The sequence below is a fragment of the Bowmanella denitrificans genome, from assembly GCF_002887595.1.
Lineage (GTDB): Bacteria > Pseudomonadota > Gammaproteobacteria > Enterobacterales > Alteromonadaceae > Bowmanella > Bowmanella denitrificans.
The window spans coordinates 80369-100096 of the sequence record NZ_PEBU01000005.1 but is presented as its reverse complement, the minus strand read 5'-3'; the positions used below and the strand labels follow the sequence as shown (position 1 = coordinate 100096).

17 protein-coding genes are annotated in these 19728 nt (G+C 48.7%); 12 read left to right on the top strand and 5 right to left on the bottom strand.

The annotated features are described in order from the left end of the window. Nucleotides 1-2 precede the first annotated feature (2 nt). Nucleotides 3-950 (top strand): GDP-L-fucose synthase family protein, encoded by a 948-nt coding sequence (locus CSR04_RS11080; protein ID WP_102796539.1) that lies wholly within the window; start codon nucleotides 3-5, stop codon nucleotides 948-950. Between the two features lie 584 nt (nucleotides 951-1534). Here CSR04_RS11080 and CSR04_RS11075 read toward each other — a convergent pair. Further along, on the bottom strand, nucleotides 1535-2323 hold the full coding sequence (locus CSR04_RS11075) for a PEP-CTERM sorting domain-containing protein (protein WP_102796364.1): 789 nt from the start codon (nucleotides 2321-2323) through the stop codon (nucleotides 1535-1537). A gap of 316 nt (nucleotides 2324-2639) precedes the next feature. On the opposite strand from CSR04_RS11075, the gene CSR04_RS11070 reads away from it, so the two are divergent. From CSR04_RS11070 to CSR04_RS11040, 7 genes are all read left to right on the top strand, one after another. Beyond that, on the top strand, nucleotides 2640-3056 hold the full coding sequence (locus tag CSR04_RS11070; protein WP_102796363.1) for a VanZ family protein: 417 nt from the start codon (nucleotides 2640-2642) through the stop codon (nucleotides 3054-3056). Nucleotides 3057-3200: 144 nt separating this feature from the next. After that, nucleotides 3201-4598: an undecaprenyl-phosphate glucose phosphotransferase gene (locus CSR04_RS11065; RefSeq protein ID WP_102796362.1), complete on the top strand. Its 1398-nt coding sequence runs from the start codon at nucleotides 3201-3203 to the stop codon at nucleotides 4596-4598. A 10-nt stretch (nucleotides 4599-4608) separates the two neighbouring features. Beyond that, complete coding sequence (locus CSR04_RS11060; protein ID WP_172449325.1) at nucleotides 4609-5802, top strand: outer membrane beta-barrel protein; 1194 nt, start codon at nucleotides 4609-4611, stop codon at nucleotides 5800-5802. 8 nt (nucleotides 5803-5810) lie between these two features. Next, nucleotides 5811-6326 (top strand): polysaccharide biosynthesis/export family protein, encoded by a 516-nt coding sequence (locus tag CSR04_RS11055; protein ID WP_102796360.1) that lies wholly within the window; start codon nucleotides 5811-5813, stop codon nucleotides 6324-6326. An 11-nt stretch (nucleotides 6327-6337) separates the two neighbouring features. After that, nucleotides 6338-8536 (top strand): GumC family protein, encoded by a 2199-nt coding sequence (locus tag CSR04_RS11050; RefSeq protein WP_172449324.1) that lies wholly within the window; start codon nucleotides 6338-6340, stop codon nucleotides 8534-8536. After that, nucleotides 8533-9258, top strand: coding sequence for a tyrosine-protein phosphatase (locus CSR04_RS11045; protein WP_102796358.1), 726 nt, complete (start codon nucleotides 8533-8535; stop codon nucleotides 9256-9258). The genes CSR04_RS11050 and CSR04_RS11045 overlap by 4 nt, the downstream gene beginning before the upstream one ends. 32 nt (nucleotides 9259-9290) lie before the next feature. Then, nucleotides 9291-9959, top strand: coding sequence for a hypothetical protein (locus tag CSR04_RS11040; protein ID WP_102796357.1), 669 nt, complete (start codon nucleotides 9291-9293; stop codon nucleotides 9957-9959). Here the strand turns inward: CSR04_RS11040 and CSR04_RS11035 are convergent. The 4 genes from CSR04_RS11035 to CSR04_RS11020 all read right to left on the bottom strand — a co-directional run bounded on the left by CSR04_RS11035 (nucleotide 9916) and on the right by CSR04_RS11020 (nucleotide 14634). Further along, nucleotides 9916-11259 (bottom strand): O-antigen ligase family protein, encoded by a 1344-nt coding sequence (locus tag CSR04_RS11035; protein WP_102796356.1) that lies wholly within the window; start codon nucleotides 11257-11259, stop codon nucleotides 9916-9918. The two genes, CSR04_RS11040 and CSR04_RS11035, sit on opposite strands and share 44 nt — an antisense overlap. Nucleotides 11260-11321: 62 nt before the next feature. Next, nucleotides 11322-11792 carry a hypothetical protein gene (locus CSR04_RS11030; protein ID WP_102796355.1) on the bottom strand — a complete coding sequence of 157 codons (471 nt, stop codon included), beginning with the start codon at nucleotides 11790-11792 and terminating at the stop codon, nucleotides 11322-11324. Nucleotides 11793-11808: 16 nt separating this feature from the next. Further along, complete coding sequence (locus tag CSR04_RS11025) at nucleotides 11809-13893, bottom strand: EAL domain-containing protein (protein ID WP_102796354.1); 2085 nt, start codon at nucleotides 13891-13893, stop codon at nucleotides 11809-11811. Between the two features lie 54 nt (nucleotides 13894-13947). Then, the gene (locus CSR04_RS11020; protein ID WP_102796353.1) at nucleotides 13948-14634 is read right to left on the bottom strand and encodes a transglutaminase-like cysteine peptidase; all 687 of its coding nucleotides are present in this window, start codon (nucleotides 14632-14634) and stop codon (nucleotides 13948-13950) included. Between the two features lie 516 nt (nucleotides 14635-15150). Here CSR04_RS11020 and galU point away from each other — a divergent pair. The 4 genes from galU to wecB are packed head-to-tail and all read left to right on the top strand — an operon-like array spanning nucleotide 15151 to nucleotide 19725. Continuing rightward, entirely contained in the window at nucleotides 15151-16116 is a 966-nt protein-coding gene (galU, locus tag CSR04_RS11015; RefSeq protein WP_102796352.1) for a UTP--glucose-1-phosphate uridylyltransferase GalU, read from the top strand. A 38-nt stretch (nucleotides 16117-16154) separates the two neighbouring features. Further along, nucleotides 16155-17495, top strand: a complete 1341-nt coding sequence (locus CSR04_RS11010) for a UDP-glucose dehydrogenase family protein (RefSeq protein ID WP_102796351.1) — start codon at nucleotides 16155-16157, stop codon at nucleotides 17493-17495. Between the two features lie 59 nt (nucleotides 17496-17554). Then, the gene (locus CSR04_RS11005) at nucleotides 17555-18547 is read left to right on the top strand and encodes an NAD-dependent epimerase (protein WP_102796350.1); all 993 of its coding nucleotides are present in this window, start codon (nucleotides 17555-17557) and stop codon (nucleotides 18545-18547) included. A 53-nt stretch (nucleotides 18548-18600) separates the two neighbouring features. Next, nucleotides 18601-19725 carry a non-hydrolyzing UDP-N-acetylglucosamine 2-epimerase gene (gene wecB / locus CSR04_RS11000; RefSeq protein ID WP_102796349.1) on the top strand — a complete coding sequence of 375 codons (1125 nt, stop codon included), beginning with the start codon at nucleotides 18601-18603 and terminating at the stop codon, nucleotides 19723-19725. Nucleotides 19726-19728 lie beyond the last annotated feature (3 nt).

Here is a 19728-nt window from a genome sequence, read left to right as displayed (position 1 = left end):
CTATGAAATGCATCTATGTTGCAGGACATAATGGATTGGTCGGGCAGGCCCTGGTCAGAAAGTTATCAGCGCGACCTGACATTAAACTGCTGGTGGCAGAGCGAAGTGAGCTGGATCTTCTGGATCAGCAGGCCGTATACCATTTCTTTAAACAGCATAAGATTGATGAGGTCTATCTGGCTGCAGCTAAAGTCGGTGGTATTCTGGCTAACCGTGATTTGCCTGCTGATTTTATTTATCAGAACCTGCAGATTGCCTGCAATGTTATTCATGCGGCTTATCAAAGTGATGTAACCAAGTTACTGAACCTTGGCTCCAGCTGCATTTATCCCAGACTGGCGATTCAACCTATGTCTGAAGAGAGTTTGCTGGCTGGTCATCTTGAGCCAACAAACGAACCCTACGCTATTGCAAAAATCGCCGCGATCAAGCTTTGTGAAAGTTATTATCGCCAGCATGGATGCGATTTTCGCAGTGTTATGCCCACCAATCTGTATGGCCCTTTTGATAACTTTCATCCAATACACAGCCATGTTATTCCGGCCCTGATGCAACGCTTTCATTTGGCAAAGCGCAACAATGAACCCCAGTTGTCAGTGTGGGGGACGGGTAAGGTGCGCAGGGAGTTTTTGTATGTAGACGACTTGGCCCAAGCCTGTATGCACTTAATGGATATGGATACAGCAAGGTTTTGGGCGTTGGTTTCGCCCATGCAGTCACACATTAATATTGGTTGTGGCAGCGATATCAGCATTGCTGAACTGGCAAGAACAATGGCTGATATTACCGGCTACAGCGGTACCATTCATTTTGACACCAGCAAACCAGATGGCACGCCACGCAAATGGCTGGACTCGTCGCTTTTGTTCAGTACAGGCTGGCGACCACAAACCGATCTGCTCACCGGGCTGGATAAAACCTACCAGTGGTATTTGAGCGCACAGAACTGACCTTAATACGGGATTGCCTCTCGCCGAGACGCTGAGTTCGCTAAGCAACATCCTGTAAAAAATCAGATAAAACCACAGAGGCACAGAGGCACAGAGATAGACAGGAGACTGATCAATAGCTTTTTTAAAAACAGCCCCGTATCACCACGAAGAAAAGAAGAATCACGAAGACAAGACTTTCTGCCGAGTAAATAAACAAAGCCCTCTCGCAAAGCCGCCGAGTACGCAAAGAAAAACTCGCAGAGGGATAAAGACCAACCACGAAAGTCACGAAAAACACGAAACTATCTCTCGCAGTGCCGCTGAGTTCACAAAGAGCACAGAGTTGTTTAAGGGGATGATTACTTCGCGTGTTGTTCTCTGTGCACTCTGCGTCTTTGCGAGAAGCCAATATTATTCACCGCAGAGACGCAGAGAACGCCGAGCTTTTGAGCACATAGACCGAGAGATCTTATGCTTTTCTCCGCGACCTCAGCGGTGAAAATGAATGTGTTTTTAGCAAGAGGCTAAGATTGCCACATACAGGCATAAAAAAACGCCAGACAGTGTCTGGCGTTTTTTGTAAAAATTTCTGACAGTTAGCTTTATTTAGCCTTGCGACGGGCGGCGCCCAGACCCAATAAACCCAGTGCCAAAATACCCAGGCTGGCTGGCTCTGGTACATCAACAGCGTTCAAGCTGATAGCGTCCAGCATGCCACCTTTACCATTACTTTCAGGGTTGTAATAGCGATTGCCTTTGTACATCACATCATAGGCTTCAGTGCCAAAAGAGCCGAAACCCAGCAGCATATCTTCTGCTGTGGCAGTTAGTTTCAGGGAAATGATACGCCAGGCCAATGCAGTTCCATCTGTATCCACATCCATTACTGATGTATCGAACAGATCAGCGACATCGTCACCCCAGAAAATGCTTACGCCATTGTCATTTGCCAAGGTGGTACGTGAAGCATAAGCGAATGACAGCTCATACTGCTGACCCACTGTTAACCCGGTAACTTCCTGATAAATAGTGGTGTTGCTATTGGTCGGGTTTTGGTAGTCGAAATGGGTGTCCATCTCTACATAGTAGTTACCATCATAAGCGTTGAAACCGGCGATATTACCGCTGGCATTAGCTTCGATACCGGCACCACCTACCACATTCCAGCCTGATAACCCGGAGAATACTCCCCATCTTTTGCCTTCATCGGCACCAACCAAGTCCGCAAAAGGGATATTTGGATCAGGGGCAACCCAAGTGGAATCATTCATTACAATAGGGTTGGTACCTGGATCTTGCTCAAAACTGCCGTTAAGAATTGAGGCCTGCGCACCGGCCACGCTAAGTCCGGAAAATACAACAAATGTCTTTAATAGCTTAGATTTCAGCATCGAGAATCTCCTTATCTGAAAATAAATAACAACATATCCTGCTTTTTCCTAAAGCAATAATTGTGCCTTAATTCCATCTTTTTGATTATATTAAAGTTTTTGTATTTATTGAGATCTTGTGTGTAAAAAACTCTGACAAACGAGGGGTTTGGTGCCAAAGGGGTCCTACAGTCCAAAAAAATAATATTATGTTTTAGATGCGTTGTTATTTTCTACTTGTTATCCTAAAAAAGAGAAGCCACAAAGCCAGTAAATTCAAGTGTTAACGAGGTGTTAATGCTTGTTTGTGGAGCTTGCAAGGAAAGTGTGCGTGTTCATGAATCTGAAACAGAAATTAACTATTCCTTACAGTACCGCTCTGTTGGCTTGCTTTTTTTGTTTAATGTTGGTTGTTGCCAAATATATACCAGCCTGGAGCGCATTGCCGAAGTGGTTTGAGCGGCTTCTGGGCGCAGATTATTATCTGCATATTTGCGTAGGCTTTGGTCTTTCCCTGGCGCTGGCTAAGTTATCGGGTATCAGCGCAAAGACTTGGGCTCGCCAGCTTGTGTTTTTTCTGACTTTACTGCTGGTATATGGCATAGACGAGCTGATTCAGGCTTGGGTGCCGCATCGTCAGTTTAGTGTGGTTGACTTCGCCGCCTCTGCAACGGGCTGGATATTAGCGCTGTGTGCTTGGTTCACAGTAAGAGCCTGGCGCAGGCCGCAAGGTAAAGTTCAACTTAGTGAGTAGAACTTTTTTTAAGATTTCAGGCGCCTGGCAACATGTGCGTAATTTTTCGTCATTTAGTGGTTGGATTTGCAATGTCTTTACTTTAGCATTGCGCACCAATTTGCCTTAGGCGGTATGTAAGTACTTCTTTTCAAGGACCGGAAAATGAATACCTCGTCGTTATTCAAAGTAGATTCCTCAACACATTTTATCTATCGCCTGATTGACGTCTTCATTCTGGCTACCAGCCTGTTGGTTGCCAGCTACTTGTATGGTGTTGATTTTTCACGCGATTATTTGCTGGTGTTGCTGTCGCTGGTGCTGCTTTATGCCTATGTCGGCGAGTCTGTCGCCCTCTATCGCTCCTGGCGGGTAGGGCGTTTTTCCCGCATGTTGATGTTGGTCATACTGGTGCATAGCGCCTGCTTTTTGCTGATCTTTTCATTGCTGTTTGTATTGAAAGAGGGCGCAACCTTTTCCCGTGTTGTGCTCTTGGGGTGGTATTCATCAAGCTTACTGGCACTGGTGAGTTGGCGTATTTCCGCTAAGCATGTAAAAGCCTGGCGTCGTCGCCGGGGTCTGAGCATGCAAAAAGTCGCCATCGTAGGCATGACCCGGTCAGGCATGGAGCTGTATCAGGAAATGCAGCAGCATATTGAACTAGGGTTCGACTGTATCGGCTTTTTTGACGACCGGACGGCTGAGCGTCTTGGTCATGGGTACAAGGATTTACTCAAAGGCAGTATTGAAGAAGCGGTGCAGCTTGCCCAGCAAGGTGAAGTGTCAAAGTTGTATATTTGTTTGCCGATGCTGGCGGAAAGGCGTATTGCCGATATTATCCAGCGTTTAGGTGACACCACTGTTGATGTATTGATGGTGCCTGACTTCCTGCTGAAAAACCTGATGCATGCGCGTATCGGCAGTGTAGGCGAATTGGATACGCTCAGCGTATTTGAATCGCCAGCCTATGGTATTAAGGATTTCTACAAACGCACCTTTGACGTGTTATTCAGTGCTGCTGTGCTATTGCTGATTTCTCCTTTACTGCTGTTTATTGCGACTGCGATTAAAATCGATTCCACCGGGCCGGTATTTTTCCGTCAAAACCGTTACGGGCTTGATGGTAAGGCCATAAAAGTATTGAAGTTTCGCTCTATGCGGGTGCAGGAAAACGGTGCCAAGGTGGTCCAGGCGACTAAAAATGATCCACGTATTACCCGACTCGGCGGTTTTTTACGCCGTACCTCTTTGGATGAACTGCCGCAGTTTATCAATGTGCTGATGGGCGATATGTCAGTAGTCGGTCCGCGTCCTCATGCGGTGGCCCACAATGAAGAATATCGTAAGCAAGTGGCATATTACATGCTCAGACATAAAGTGCGGCCTGGCATTACCGGCTGGGCGCAAGTTAACGGATGGCGGGGGGAAACCGATACCCTCGAGAAAATGGAAATGCGTGTCAAATATGACCTTGAGTATATACGTCATTGGTCACTGTGGTTTGATATCAGAATTGTATTTATGACTTTATTTAAGGGATTTACCGGAAAAAATGCGTACTAGGGGACTTTTCATGAATAAACCTACTTATTTAAGCCTGTTAATCGCTACTGCGCTGAGCTCAGCGGCTATTGCACAGGACCAGGCTGGCTATGTGATTCAGACCGAAAGCGGCTTTGATATTATGCCGGGCTTCGATTTTAAACTGAAACATGATGACAACGTAAGTAATGATGGGGTAAACGAACAGGGTAGTACCATTGCGGTATTTTCACCCTTTGTTGCTGCCAGACTGTTGGACGGTGTGAATGAATATAATCTGCAAGCCGGGGTGAGCAAAGGCAACTATTTCTCCAGCAGCCAGGATAATTTCCTGGATGCCTATGCCAGCGGTGACGCAAAATGGGAATTTTCTGATTCTCACCGGGTTTTTGTTGAAGCTGAATTTGTAGATGGCCACGAGGAACGCGGCACTGGTGTATTTGATGCCGGTGGCTCTGCCCAGGCCGAACCAGCTGAATTCCGCACGCTGGATGTTAACGGCTACTTTGAGTTTGGTGCGCGTTCTACGCCTGCCCGTATCCGTCTTGGTGGTGGTTATACGCAGAAGGATTATCAGAACCTGGAAAACGTTACTCAGTTCCGTGAGTTTAACAAAACCAACGCACAGGCGGCCTTCTACTACGATACTGGTGCTTTCACCAGCCTGGTTGCCCAGGTAACTCGTGACGATATACGTTATGACCGAATCGACCCGGTGGGTGGGGATCGTGACAACATTGATACTCGCTACCTGGTGGGTATGGATTGGCAGGCTACGGCTTTGACCAGTGGTGAATTCCGTATCGGTTATCAGAAAAAGAGTTTCGACTCCGCTAGCCGTGAAGATTTCAGCGGTATTTCATGGCAGGCAGCAGTGAACTGGCAGCCTCTGTCCTATAGCACTGTTACTCTGGAAACAGGTCGTCGTGCCCGCGATCCGGACCTGCGTGGTGACGTTATTAAAGAAAGCCGTCACGGTTTGGGCTGGAGCCATGATTGGAGTCAGGACATGCAGACTAACCTGACTGTTGGACATGTTCGTTCAGACTATCAAGGGTACGACCAGGAAGATAAGTTCTGGCGCTACGAAGCCAAAGCCAGCTATCGTATCAGCTACTTGTGGAAGCTGGAGGGAGGCGTGCAAATCTCTGATCGTTCTTCCACTGATGCGCGTTTTGAATACGACAAGAGCGTGGTTTATCTTGGCGTAGGCATGAATCTGTAAGAGGCTATATGCGAGTTCTGTGTTTTCTGTTTTTTGTATTGTCTTGCCAGGTTTTCGCCCAGGAGGGCGAAAACTACCGGTTGGGGCCTGGTGACAGTATCGAAATCAAGGTTTACGGGGAAGAAGAGCTTGATCTCAGCACCCAGCTTACCGACAGCGGTATCATCAATTATCCGTTTCTCGGTGCGTTACGCCTTAGTGGCCTAACCCTAAAGGAAGTGGAAGTATTGATCCATGATGGGCTGAAGGGTGACTACCTGATCAATCCCAATGTGTATGTGGGGATTGTGGCGTACCGCCCATTCTATATACACGGTGAGGTGAAGAAGCCTGGAGCTTATCCCTATCAACCAGGTATGACGGTCAATCAGGCCGTTGCACTGGCAGGCGGTTTGACCGAAAGGGCGTCTAAAGAAGGCGTCAGTCTGTCCCGTGAAGGCAGTAAGTCACAGCAGGAAACCGGTACTCTGAATAGTCGGGTATTTGCCGGTGATACCATTACTATCCAACAGAGATTTTTCTAAGCATGGCGCCAATGGATTCCGTTAACCTGCAGGAGCAGGAAAGCCGAGAGCAGGTTATTGATCTGCGTAAAACCTTTATGGTCATTATGGCGGCCAAGTGGCGCATCCTGCTGATGGCCATTATGGTCACCGTATTAGTGGGCGTGGTGGTGTTCGGAATGCCGAAGGTTTACCGAGCCACCTCGACATTATTGATTGAGGCGCAGCAGGCTCAGGCCATAAAGATCGAAGAAGTGTACGGTTTTAACTCCATGCAGCAGGAGTATTACCTGACCCAATTTGAAATCATCAAATCCAGGGCTGTGGCTGAACGGGTGTTTCACCAGTTTAATATTCTTGAGCACCCTGAATTTCAGGGCAAATCCTCGCTGACAAATGATCTGGTCAAGCTGATTAAATCGGCGCTGCCTTTCCTGCCTTCAGAACCTTCGCTGGACCAGGAAGCGGCCGCGGCGCGTAAGATGACCAAGACGTTGAATCGCTTTATTGATCGCATCAGCGTCAGCCCAATTCGTCGTACGCAGTTAGTGCAAATCAGCTTCGAATCTGAAGACCCCAAGCTTGCGCGGGATATTGCTAATGCGCTGGGCCAGGCCTATATCGAAAGCCAGTTAGACGCCCGCGTGGGAATCACGCAAAAGGCCAATACCTGGCTGGGCGGACGCCTGGAAGAGTTACGCCAGCGTCTGGAAGACTCAGAGAAACGCCTGGAACGATTCCGCGAAGACAATAACCTGGTGGATGTGGCAGGTATTACCTCTTTGGATGCGCGCGAGTTGCAGCAACTAACCGACGACATTACCTCAGCACGGTCTCGCAAGGCACAAGCCGAAGGTTTATGGCAATTGCTGGAGCGTTACAAAAACAACTACCAGCGTCTGCAGAGTCTGCCGGAAGTCACGTCACATCCATCTATTCAGAATGTCAGGCGTGAACTGATCACGGTTGAGCGCAAAGTATCTGAGCTGGCTCAGGTTTACGGCCCGAAACATCCTAAGATGGTTGCTGCGCAGGCCGAGCTTAAAACTGTCCAGGAAAATCTGCGTCGCCAGATTCAGGAACTGGTGGCCGGTATCCAGAAAGAGCTGGAATCTGCCGACCAGAACCTGGTTGCCTTGGAGCAACAGCTTAAAGAAGCGCGTTCGGTGTTTTCCGGCTTAAGCTCAGTTGAAACAGAGTATCGTCGCTTACAACGTGAAGTGGAAACCAACCGCACCTTATTTGACAGTTTCCTGGGGCGTCAGAAGGAAACCGAAGTGGCTGGGGATTTTAATTCTCCCGTGGCACGCTTTACCGACTTTGCCACTATGCCAACTGATCCGGTCAAGCCAAAGCGTAAACTCATTATTTTATTGGCATTTGTGGCCAGTGTGGTTTTAGGTATGGTGGTATCGCTGGTATTCGACGCCCTGAACGATACCGTAAAGTCACCCAAAGATGTTGAGACTTTGCTGCGTCACCGGGCGCTGGGTTATATACCCAGACTGAAGAAACGTCTGGCGCAAAAAGACAAAACCTTTGCCTTCTTTGACGACCAGCAAAAAATGTATAGTGAGGCGGTTCGTAGTATCAGAACCAGCTTGTCGCTGATGGCGTTGGACAAACCCCTTAAAGTGATAGAGGTGACGTCTTCATTGCCTGAAGAAGGTAAATCCACGGCGTCTCTTAATCTGGCCTTTGCGTTCTCCAGCCTGGAAAAAGTGCTGCTGATTGATGCGGATATGCGTAAGCCCACTGTGGCCAGTCGTCTGGAATTACCGCCTTATCAGGCTGGCTTGGCTGACTGTATTGGGGGCACCGAAGAGTTGGACGATTGTATTATCCGTGATGTCAGGGGTATCGATGTGATGCCTGCTGGTGCTGTACCTCTGAATCCGCTGGAACTCTTGTCCGGCGACAAACTGAGTAAACTGCTGGCAGAATTGTCATCGCGCTACGATAAGATCATAATCGATACGCCGCCGGTGCAGGCCGTGAGTGATGCCCTGGTGATTGCACCCAAAGCCGACGCCGTGGTGTTAGTGGTGAAAGCCGACAGCACCCGCAGCCCTGTGGTGCAACATGTTCTGGCTAAGCTGCATCAGGCGCATGCCAGAGTGTATGGGGTGGTGGTTAACCAACTGGCCACCGATAAGCAGACCAGCTACTATGGTGGCAGTTCAGAATACGGTTACTATCAGGCTTATGAACAACCTGCTGACAAGGCATGATTGATCTTCATGCCCATCTAATTCCAGGTATTGATGACGGGGCCAGTGACGCACAAGAGTCACTGGCTTTGTTGCGTCTTGCCCATCAGCAAGGGGTAACACGTATAGTCTGCACACCACACTGGTATCCAGGGCGTTTTGACAATGACAGGTTGAAAATTCTGGCAGGCCTGGGCCATTTGCAGTCTTTGTGCGATGCAGAACAAATCAATATCGAATTACGTAGTGCCTGTGAAGCCAGGGTTTGTGCTGAGTTGTTGCCCGCGGTGGAAAAAGCACAGTTGCTGTTTTTAGGTGAACTGAACGGCAATAAGGTACTGCTGCTGGAATTTCCTCACAGCCATATTCCGCCCGGTGCCGATCGGCTGATCCGCTGGCTTATGAAACAATCCATAGTGCCGATGATAGCCCACCCTGAACGTAACCGGGATCTGCAAGCGAATCCAGAACTGATTCGCCCATTTAAACAGGCTGGCTGTTTATTTCAGCTCACCGCCGCTGCCTTGATCGGTGAGATGGGGGAAACCGCTCAGATACTCGGCGAGCGTTGGCTTAAGGACGGCTTGTTCGACATTATTGCCTCAGATACCCATTCGGTTAAGCGCAGACCGCCGCGAATGCAACAAGCCTTCAGTCATACAGCACAATTGCTTGGGGAAGAAACGGCTGAACGTTTGATGGTGACGACGCCAGGGGCTATATGCCGCTCTCTATTCAGTTAAATCCCGCGTTGAAATACAGCGTTGCAGTAATCATGCTATTACTGCTGGTCTGGCAATTGCCCGGGTTATATACCACGGCCCATGGCAATATTCAGTATTATGTGGCAGCTGACAAACTGGACAAGTGGCAGGCGGGCAAAGAGCAGGACCTGGCCACTTATCAACTGGCTAAGCAGGCTGCCAGTATCGCCCTTAGTAGCAAACCGGATTCTGCTCATTATATGCTGACCCTGGCGAAGGTAATGGAATGGGGGATATATCTTGGCTTTGAAGTAAAGCAGCTGGATAGCCTGATCCCCCTGTATGAAAAAGCCATTCAGCTCAGGCCTGATTGGCCCAATGCCTATTCTGATTATGGCTATGCGCTGGCATTTATAGGTAATGACCTGCCGGGTGCAATAACACAGCTTAAACGGGCTGAACAATATGGCCCCTTTATCCCGGAAGTTTTACGTCAGCAACTGACCGTTGGGCTGGCCAATTGGGGCAGCCTGCCTATTGCGGACAAAATATGGTTGCTGAGTATTGTTGGTCGGGCGTCAGAATCTCATTGGCCTACTTTTAAGGCCCTGAGGGAATTGACCGCCCAATACCAGCGCCAGGATATCGTTTGTCCGTATTTGCTGAACAAAACCCCAGCCTTAGAGCAAAGCCGGATTAAAAACCTGACCTGGCTTTGTGCTCAGCGGGCAGCGTCCTGACCAAGTAGATCAAGCTAAGCAGGCTGACAAACAATAAGGCATTGGCCGGCGCCTGCAGGCTGAAATCCACTGTACTGTGCATGGCCATATGCACCCAAGCCATGCTGCATCCGAAGGCAATGCCCTGGTACAACTTGGTTTTTCGCTTGTGCATTACATACAGGCCTTGCCACAGCACCCACACCAGCCACAAGCATAATATCAGGGTGATGGGCCAGCCCAGCTCTATGGCAAATTGCAGATAATCATTATGGGCATGGTCGTAAAAGCCACTATAAGAGCCCTGCTGATAAGCCGGAAATACGGTGTAAAAGGTGCCGCCACCAGTACCCCTGAGACCTTCTTTTTGCAGTAATGGCAGGCTGTGCAATACCACTTCGTCGCGGGCTTCGCTGACAAAACTGGTTTCCTGCATACGCTGTTTGACTTTTTCCACGCCAAACATGGAGCCGATAAGCAGCATATCCAGTATAAAAATGCTCAGTACCAACCATTTGAGCAGTGGTGGTGGGCGGCGATAGATAATTAACGCCAGTATTGAAACCAGCCCTAACGCGGTGAAGAAGCCAGCGTTACCCATTCTGGAACGGCTAAGCACTAAACCTATTACCATTAAAATAATGGCCAGACGCAGCAAAAGCTTTCTACTCAGCATAAGCTCAGACAGTGACCGCAGCCATTTTCCCCAGGACAGCCGTTGCTTGTTAGTGCTGAGTTCACTGAGCATCCAGCCGATGGCCAAACACAGACAAAGTGCCAGGTAGTTAGCAAACTGATTCTGATAAACAAAGCTGCCTCTGGCGCGTTCACCCTCTACAACTCCGAACACCGGCGACAATTCCACGCCACTAAGGTGCAGCAGACTGCCATATAAGGCCTGGAATCCGCCGGATATCAGAATGCAGGTTAAAATAACCTTTAACTGTGTCTGGCTGGTGCTGTGCTGGCAAAGCAGATACATAAACAACACTAAATACAGGGTTTTTTCCAGCATAATCCCGGTTTGAAAGGGATCAACACTACAAATGCCAGCTATCAGGCAGTGGCTTTGCAGCGTCAGATAGCCAGCAATCAGTACAGGCCCCAAAAGCAAGGTACCGAGACGAACCGATGGCCACAAGCTGGCTTTTTGCCGTAACACCAAAACAAAATGCCAAAGCCCACCAAGGGCTATCAGTGCGTGCAGAAGATCCCAGGCCCACGGGCGGTTACTGCCAAGCGGAATAGGAGCCCAAATCAGAATTAAGCCCAGCCACCATATAAGGGGCGTGCTACTTTGTGCTGATGATCTTGCTGACATACTAGTTATTGAGTCCACAAACAAAAAAGGGCCTGTCGGCCCTTTTTACAGATAACTTCAACTTAGTTGGTAGATGCGGTAGTTCCGCCACCACCGGTACCGGCACCCAGGCCAAGTACGCCTGGAGCAGGGGCAGGGCCAGTAGCTGCAGCGGGGGCTGCAGTCGCGGTATCGGCAACCAGATTACCCACCAGGGTAGGATCAATACCTGCACCTACAGCGCTGGCCAGAATTTGATCAGAGCTCAGTCCGGATGTGCTAACAGAGTTCAGCAGTTCAGACACCTGATCCTGATCGTTGCTCAGCAGTGCCAGTAACGAAGACAATGTGCCTTCTGCAGCAGCCGGATCGGCTGCAATCATTTCATCGGTCAGCACTTGCTGACGCAGATACTGCACAAAAGTCTGACCTTGGTTGGCAGCTTGAGTATAAGCTTGTTGAAGTTGGGCCAGATTCAATGCTGATTCTTGTGCTTGTACAGCAGAAACAGACAGAGCGGCGGCCATAAGAACGGACAAATGCTTGATTTTCATAATGGTCCCTCATTGACTAAGACAAAAATTGATTGCGCAATTCTAAACCAGCGAGTGTGTCGCTGTATATGAAATTTTTAAAACAATCATTAATTGATGCAGCATCAGCAATCCCTCGTCCCTGAATGCCATCCAGGTGCAATTGCAGGCACTGTCTGGCGGTAGTGGCATTTTCAACATGGCTTGCCAGCACTTTAATGCCTACGGCATGGCAGATCTGGGTCAGACTCTGCACAAAGAACAGATTATTGTTTTGGTTCAAACTACGAATAAAGCTACCGTCAATCTTAACATAATCGATGTCCAGATTGCCGATAGCCTGGAAGCTACCCAAATGTGCGCCAAAGTGTTCTATGGTCACTTCAGCGCCATTGCTGTGCAATGCCTGAATCAGGTCATTAATTCTGTTTCCCTGATGGTGCAGGGCACTTTCCTTGATTTCAAATACCAGCGACGGAAGCTGGCCCTTGAGGGTTTTTAGTAAGGTCAGCAGCCATTGCTGATGTTGTTTGTCGGTGACAAACACATTACTCAAATTAATGCCTACTTTATGCTCTTTATAATGGCGCAATGTTGACAAAATAAAGCATAGAACAGCGCGCTCCAGGGCTGGACCCAGATTCAAACGTTCTGCCATGGCAAAGGTGGCTGCAGTAGATAAGCTGTCCTGTTGCCAGTTAAAACGCACCAGTGATTCGGAATAAAGGATTTCGCCTGTGTTACTCAATATTGGTTGCAACATTAACTCAAAATGGCCCGCCAACTGGTCATTTATCTGATCAAACTGGCTTTGGTTTTCTATTGCCATGCCGGTTTGTGCCATGGCGGTATACTGCCTGATGATAGTCTGCCAATGCTGACGACTTTGCTGCGGCACGGCCATTTGTTGAACCGTTGAGGGTTCAATACTGTTGTGGGTCAGGTGCAAGGTATCCAGTCTGGCAATGGCATCCTGAAATGGTTCCTGCATGCCAACATCGGTAATGAAGACTTGTGCAAAGCCTTGGGGGTAAAGCTCTGGTGATTGCGATTGAAAGACATTGTGTAACTGTTCCACCAACTGTTGGTGTTGCTCGGTGTCAAGCCGGCTCAGTATCGCCAGTTCAGACCCTGATAATCTGTAAAGGCGGCTGTCTGGATATTGGCTAAGGATTTGTTCTACCAGGTTTTTACAGTGAAGCAGGTATTCGTCGCCTGCGGCATAACCCTGTTGTTGATTGAGCTCCGTTAAAGAGGGAAGGCGAATCAAACCCAGTTGCAGGTTATCGTGATGCAATAAGGCTTCTTCTTTTTGCGGTTCAAACTGCATTAGCAGGGCCTGACGGTTGGGCAAGCCGGATAGGCCGTCAATATACAGTTGCTCCGACAAACGTTTGGCATAGGCAGCCTGTTCAGAAAAACTGCGTTCGGTATTACTGACCATCTGATTAAAGGCATTTACCAGTGCTCGAAGCTCCATGGTAAAAGGGCGACGCTTTACCTGGCGAAACTCTTTACGCATTATCGCCAGCGCCTGGCTTTGTAATGCTGAAAGGGGACTTAACACGGCTTTTAGGATTAGATAGCCAATCAACATTGCTGCTACCAGTAACCAAAGAGTGTTCAGCGACAGGCTGACAGCGCTTTGCCAAAGTGTTTCATAGGCCTGGCCCACATGCGACTGCACAGTCAGCACGCCCCCCGCTACCCAGCCATTGGCGACTTCGCTTTGCATTATCGGCGCATCTAACACAAACCACTGCCGGAACCATTTGGGGGCAGCGATTTCGCCACCTTCATGGGTGCGTTTGAATCTGACATTGCCCTCGGCATCGGTGAATTGAATCTGCTCGTAATAACCCGAATCAAAAATGGCGCTGGCCATGGTTTCGGCCAAAATCAGATCGGGCTCATCAAGATGTGGTGAAATAGCCAGGCCAAGATTGTGGGCCGCATCCTGGGCATGCGAAGCCAACTGCTTTGCCTGATAAGCGCGGATTCCTTCCACGTTGGTATAAAGGGCGCTGGCAAAAGCCAGTGCCAGCAAAATAGCCAATAAGCCGTACAGCTGGGCTTTGAGTGACAGGCCGCCTGTCAGCTTTGCGCCACGTTGTTCATTCATTTGTTATTCTCCTGAAATACCGGCCTGCACTGGGCTCGGTTAACCTCTGCGCCACTATTCACCCTGTTCTATCCGTTCCAGCAACTTTGTCCAGTTTGCCACGCCAGGACTGTTCTTAACTGGTTTACCCATGCCTTTGGCACGCGCCAGCCATAGTCCCTGACCGTTGAATGCGTAAACAGGCCTCAGATCCTGGCGCTGATCGGCTGGAAGGATTTTATCTGTCAGATTATCCAGCACCAGTGGCATAGGTTGCTCGGCATCAATATAAATCAGCACCATATGCGGTTCATTAACTGTGGTGGCCCGCACATACATTAAACGGAGATTGTCCTCTTCCACCCCCATAGCGCGTAAAGAAGCATATTTAAGAATCGCATAGTCTTCACAGTCACCACGTTGGCTGACCAGGCTTTCTATCGGGGTGGCCCAATAGTCATTCTGGCCCCAATGTACCTTGTCGGTTGCATATCGGACTCTGCGGTTGGCAAAGTAGTTAGCCGCATTCAGTTTGACCTGAATGTCATCCTGCAGATGATCTTGTATCAGTTCCTGCCAATCCTGCACCGGACGCTTGGCTCGTTCGCCATACCTGGCGGTAATGCGTTGATAGAAGGCCTGGTCAAACTGAAAATATTCCTGCACCGCCTGGACCACAGAACTGACCAACAGGCACGCCAGAATGCCAGCAAAAAATGCCGTAAAAAAAGAGCCGTTTCGCGGGGACAAAAGCCAGTACATCAAATCCTGTCAGCCTTCCAGGCTAGAGTGCGCAAAGCATAACCTAAAGCGAACAAGGGGTTAAATGGGAAATTGGATTTCGCGTGTTACATTGCTGTCATACCTTTGTTGTCGCCATTTAGAGACGCTGCCTAGTCTCTCAATACAGTGTTATTCTGCATCTTTGGTGCGGCAGCCTGTAAGCTGTTAGTAGTAAAAGTTGACAGGATAGAGTATTGGAAAATTATATTTGCCCTTCGGCAAAGCTTTACTTTATGCCGCTTTAATTAAAAAAGTCTTGAAAATAGTGGGTTTACCCTATTTGTTGAAGGATTTCTAAAATTTCAGGTCAAAAAGTTGACGTCATAAAGGCGTCATCTCTGGCGGATATCGTACAAAAAGTGTTATTATCCGCGGCTCGAAAATTCGGACACAGCCCTTGCTGTTGTTACAAATAAGTTAAATCGGACTTAACTGAATTTGGGTAATTCCTGCCTTTTTCAAGCTGTCCGTGTTTAATTGATAAGGATGGCTCAAATGTCGAAAACTTCTTTCAAAGAAACTACTAAATCGCCGGTAACTAAGGCGGTGATTCCTGTGGCTGGTTTAGGGACCCGTATGTTGCCAGCCACCAAAGCCATTCCCAAGGAAATGCTGACGGTGGTCGACAAGCCGATGATTCAGTATGTTGTGCAGGAAGCCGTGGCAGCGGGGATTACCGAAATTGTACTGGTAACACACTCCTCCAAGAACAGTATTGAAAACCATTTTGACACCAGCTTCGAACTGGAAGCCACTCTGGAAAAACGGGTAAAACGCCAGTTGCTGGAGGAAGTACGCAACATCGTACCCAAAAATGTAACCATTATTTCGGTACGCCAGCCCCAGGCGTTAGGCCTTGGTCACGCCATACTTTGCGCGCGTTCGGTGATTGGTGAGCAACCCTTTGCGGTGATTCTGCCTGATGTCATGGTGGATAAGCACCGCAGTAATCTTAAAAAGGACAACCTGGCAGCCATGGTGCAGCGTTTTGGGCAAACCCAGCACAGTCAGATTATGGTGGAGCCGGTGGCACAGGAGCTGGTCAATCAGTACGGTATAGTCGATATCAACGGCGCAACGCTAAATGCTGGTGACAATGCCCTGGTTAAGGACATGGTGGAAAAACCTGACCTGGATGATGCCCCAAGCAATTTAGCGATTACCGGCCGTTATGTGTTGTCGGCGGCCATTTGGGATCTGCTGGAATTTACTCCCCCCGGTGCTGGTGACGAAATACAATTGACCGATGCATTGCATCAGTTGTTGCTGCTGGAAAAAATTGAAGCTTATCAGATTGTGGGTAAGAGTCATGATTGCGGTAACAAAATGGGTTTGCTGCAAGCCAATCTTGAGTATGCCTTGCATAGTGAGCGTTTTGGCCCTCAAATCCGCACGGTAATGGAAGACTTGCTAAAAGAGCTGGAGACCGGGGCTTTCCCTCATTTAACACCTAAGCAATAATCGACGGGGTGAATGAGTTAAAACATTAGGGCGGAAGAATGCGCGTAACAGTATTTGGTATTGGCTATGTTGGTTTGGTGCAAGCCGCAGTATTGGCTGAAGTTGGCCATGATGTGGTGTGTGTGGATGTGGATGAAACCAAGGTCGAGAACCTGAAAAAAGGTGTTATCCCCATTTATGAACCAGGCCTGACCCCTTTGGTTGAAAGCCATTTCAAGGCGGGGCGACTGAACTTTACCACTGATGCGGCTCATGGTGTGAAGCATGGTGAGGTACAGTTTATCGCTGTGGGTACGCCCCCCGACGAGGATGGCTCTGCCGATCTGAAATATGTCCTGGCCGTGGCTTCCACCATCGCCGAGCATATGGATTGCCCCAAAGTGATTATTGATAAATCCACGGTGCCAGTGGGCACCGCCGATAAAGTCAAACAACGAGTAACGGATATTCTGGCCAAACGCGGCGCGGATATTGAGTTTGATGTGGTGTCTAATCCTGAGTTTCTGAAAGAAGGGGCAGCCGTTAACGATTGTATGCGCCCTGACCGCATAATTATCGGCACCTATAATGAACGCCCTCAGGATTTAATGCGCGAGCTGTATGGGCCATTTAACCGTAATCACGACAAAGTGGTGTTTATGGATGTGCGCTCGGCTGAACTAACCAAATATGCCGCCAACTGTATGCTGGCCACCAAGATTAGTTTTATGAATGAAATGGCTAATTTGGCCGAGATCCTTGGTGCCGATATCGAAGCGGTGCGCCGCGGCATTGGTTCTGATCCGCGGATTGGCTATCACTTTATTTATCCTGGCTGTGGTTATGGCGGCAGTTGTTTTCCTAAAGATGTGCAAGCCTTGATTCGTACCGCAGAGCAGCACGACTACCAACCAGCTATTTTGCAAGCGGTGGAAAGCGTGAATACCAGGCAAAAGAGTAAATTGCCTGCATTGGTTAAGCAGCATTTTGGTCAGCAACTGGCGGGTAAAACCTTTGCTTTGTGGGGACTTAGCTTTAAACCTAACACCGATGATATGCGTGAAGCTCCCAGTCGTGTGTTGTTAGAAGCCTTGTGGGAACAAGGTGCCAAAGTGCAAGCCTTTGATCCTGAAGCCATGGAAGAAACTCAGCGTATCTATGGTGTGCGTGAAGACTTAACGTTGGTGGGCACCAAAGAAGCGGCACTGCGCGGTGCCGATGCTTTAATCATCTGTACCGAATGGCAGCAATTCCGAGCCCCGGATTTCGACCAGATTAAGCAACAGCTTAGCGAGGCGGTTATCTTCGATGGGCGTAATTTGTTTGAGCCAAATCGTATGAAACGAAAAGGCTTTACTTACTACGCCATAGGGCGCGGACAGAGTGTTACCCAGTACTAAAGTGGGACTGGGTAATCCAGCCCCTTTGTTTATAAATATGCAGAGTTAAAGGAAGCAAGATGAAATTCCTGGTAACCGGTGCAGCGGGCTTTATTGGTATGTTTACTGCCAAAGCTTTGTTGGAACAAGGCCATGAAGTGGTAGGTATTGACAATTTAAATGACTACTACGATCCGGCACTCAAGCAGGCCAGACTTGAGCAGCTTACTGGTTACGCCAAATTTCATTTTATCAAACTGGATTTGGCCAATCGCGAGGCGATGGCGGCACTGTTTTCCAAACAAAAGTTTCAACGGGTTATTCATCTGGCTGCTCAGGCTGGCGTGCGCTATTCGCTGGAAAACCCCATGGCTTATGCCGACAGCAATCTGACCGGTACGCTGACGATTCTGGAAGGCTGTCGCCATCACCAGGTAGAACATCTGGTGTATGCCTCCAGCAGCTCAGTGTATGGCAACCAGCAAAAAGTGCCCTTTAGTGAAAGTGACCGCGTTGATACGCCGATTTCACTCTATGCAGCTACTAAGAAAGCCAATGAGCTAATGGCGCATACCTACAGCCACCTTTATCAGTTACCTACCACCGGGCTGCGTTTTTTTACTGTCTATGGCCCTTGGGGGCGACCAGATATGGCACCGTTTAAGTTTACTAAGGCCATACTCGAAGACAAAACCATTGATGTATATAACCACGGTAAGCTGCAGCGCGATTTCACTTATGTCGACGATATTGTTGAAGGGATTGTGCGGGTGCAGGATCGCATTCCCGGCAGCGAAAACTATCCTACTCAGCAACCTGATAACCCTTTCTATGCACTGTATAACATTGGTAATAATCAGCCTGTGGAACTGGAAAGCTTTATCAGTGCCATAGAGCAAGCCTGTGGCAAGCAAGCCAATAAAAATTACCTGCCTATGCAACCAGGTGATGTGTATCAGACCTATGCAGATGTGGATGCATTGAATCGTTGTACCGGCTTTGCCCCTAAGACGACCCTAATCAAGGGCATGACTAAGTTTGTCGACTGGTACAAAACCTTTTATCAACTGTAAAAAAATTCTGGATTTTTGACTGGCTGCCAACAGGCGGCCCAGGGAGACTCGTGATGAAAAAAGTACTGATTGTGTTCGGTACAAGGCCGGAAGCCATAAAAATGGCGCCGTTAGTACACAGCCTCAAGGCAGACCCGCGATTTGACTCGCGCACCTGTGTAACAGGGCAACACCGGGAAATGCTTGACCAGGTTCTGGCGCTGTTTGAAATTGAACCTGAGTATGACCTGAATATCATGCAACCTGGCCAGCCCCTGGGACAGGTCACTTCCAGAATTTTGACCGGACTAGACGAAGTGTTGGCAGAATTTAGCCCAGATGTGGTTCTGGTGCATGGTGACACAGCCACCACTTTTGCTGCATCGTTGGCTGCATATTATCGTCAGATACCGGTTGGGCATGTTGAAGCCGGTTTGCGTACCGGCAATATCTATTCGCCATGGCCTGAAGAAGCAAATCGCAAGTTAACCGGCTGTCTGACCCAGTTTCATTTTGCCCCTACCGAGACATCTAAGCAGAATCTGCTTAAAGAAGGTTATGGTGCAGAGCATATCAGCGTTACCGGCAATACGGTTATTGACGCATTGTTGCTGATAAGACAAAAAATCAGCGGAAACAGTGCTCTGCAGAGTGAGCTGGCTGCCAGTTTCCCAATGCTGGATTCGAGTAAGCGACTGGTACTGGTAACCGGACACAGGCGTGAAAGTTTTGGCGGCGGTTTTGAGCGTATTTGCCAGGCTTTACTGGATACGGCAAAAGCTCACCCCGATTGTCAGATAATCTATCCGGTGCATTTAAACCCCAATGTTCAGGAGCCTGTGAATCGGCTACTGAAAGGGGTAGACAATATTCACTTAATTGAGCCTCTGGAATACCTGCCCTTTGTTTATCTGATGGATAAGGCCTATCTGATCCTTACCGATTCTGGTGGTATTCAGGAAGAGGCCCCGTCTTTAGGTAAGCCCGTTCTGGTTATGCGTGATACCACCGAGCGCCCAGAGGCTGTGGAAGCGGGGACAGTCAGGCTGGTAGGTACAGACAGCCAGGTAATCAAGCTGGCGCTTAGTGAGCTGCTTAACGATAACCAGGCTTACCAGCAAATGAGCCGCGCCCATAACCCTTATGGCGACGGCAAAGCATGCGAACGTATTCTCAGCGTTTTAGCTGATTCTCTTTAATCA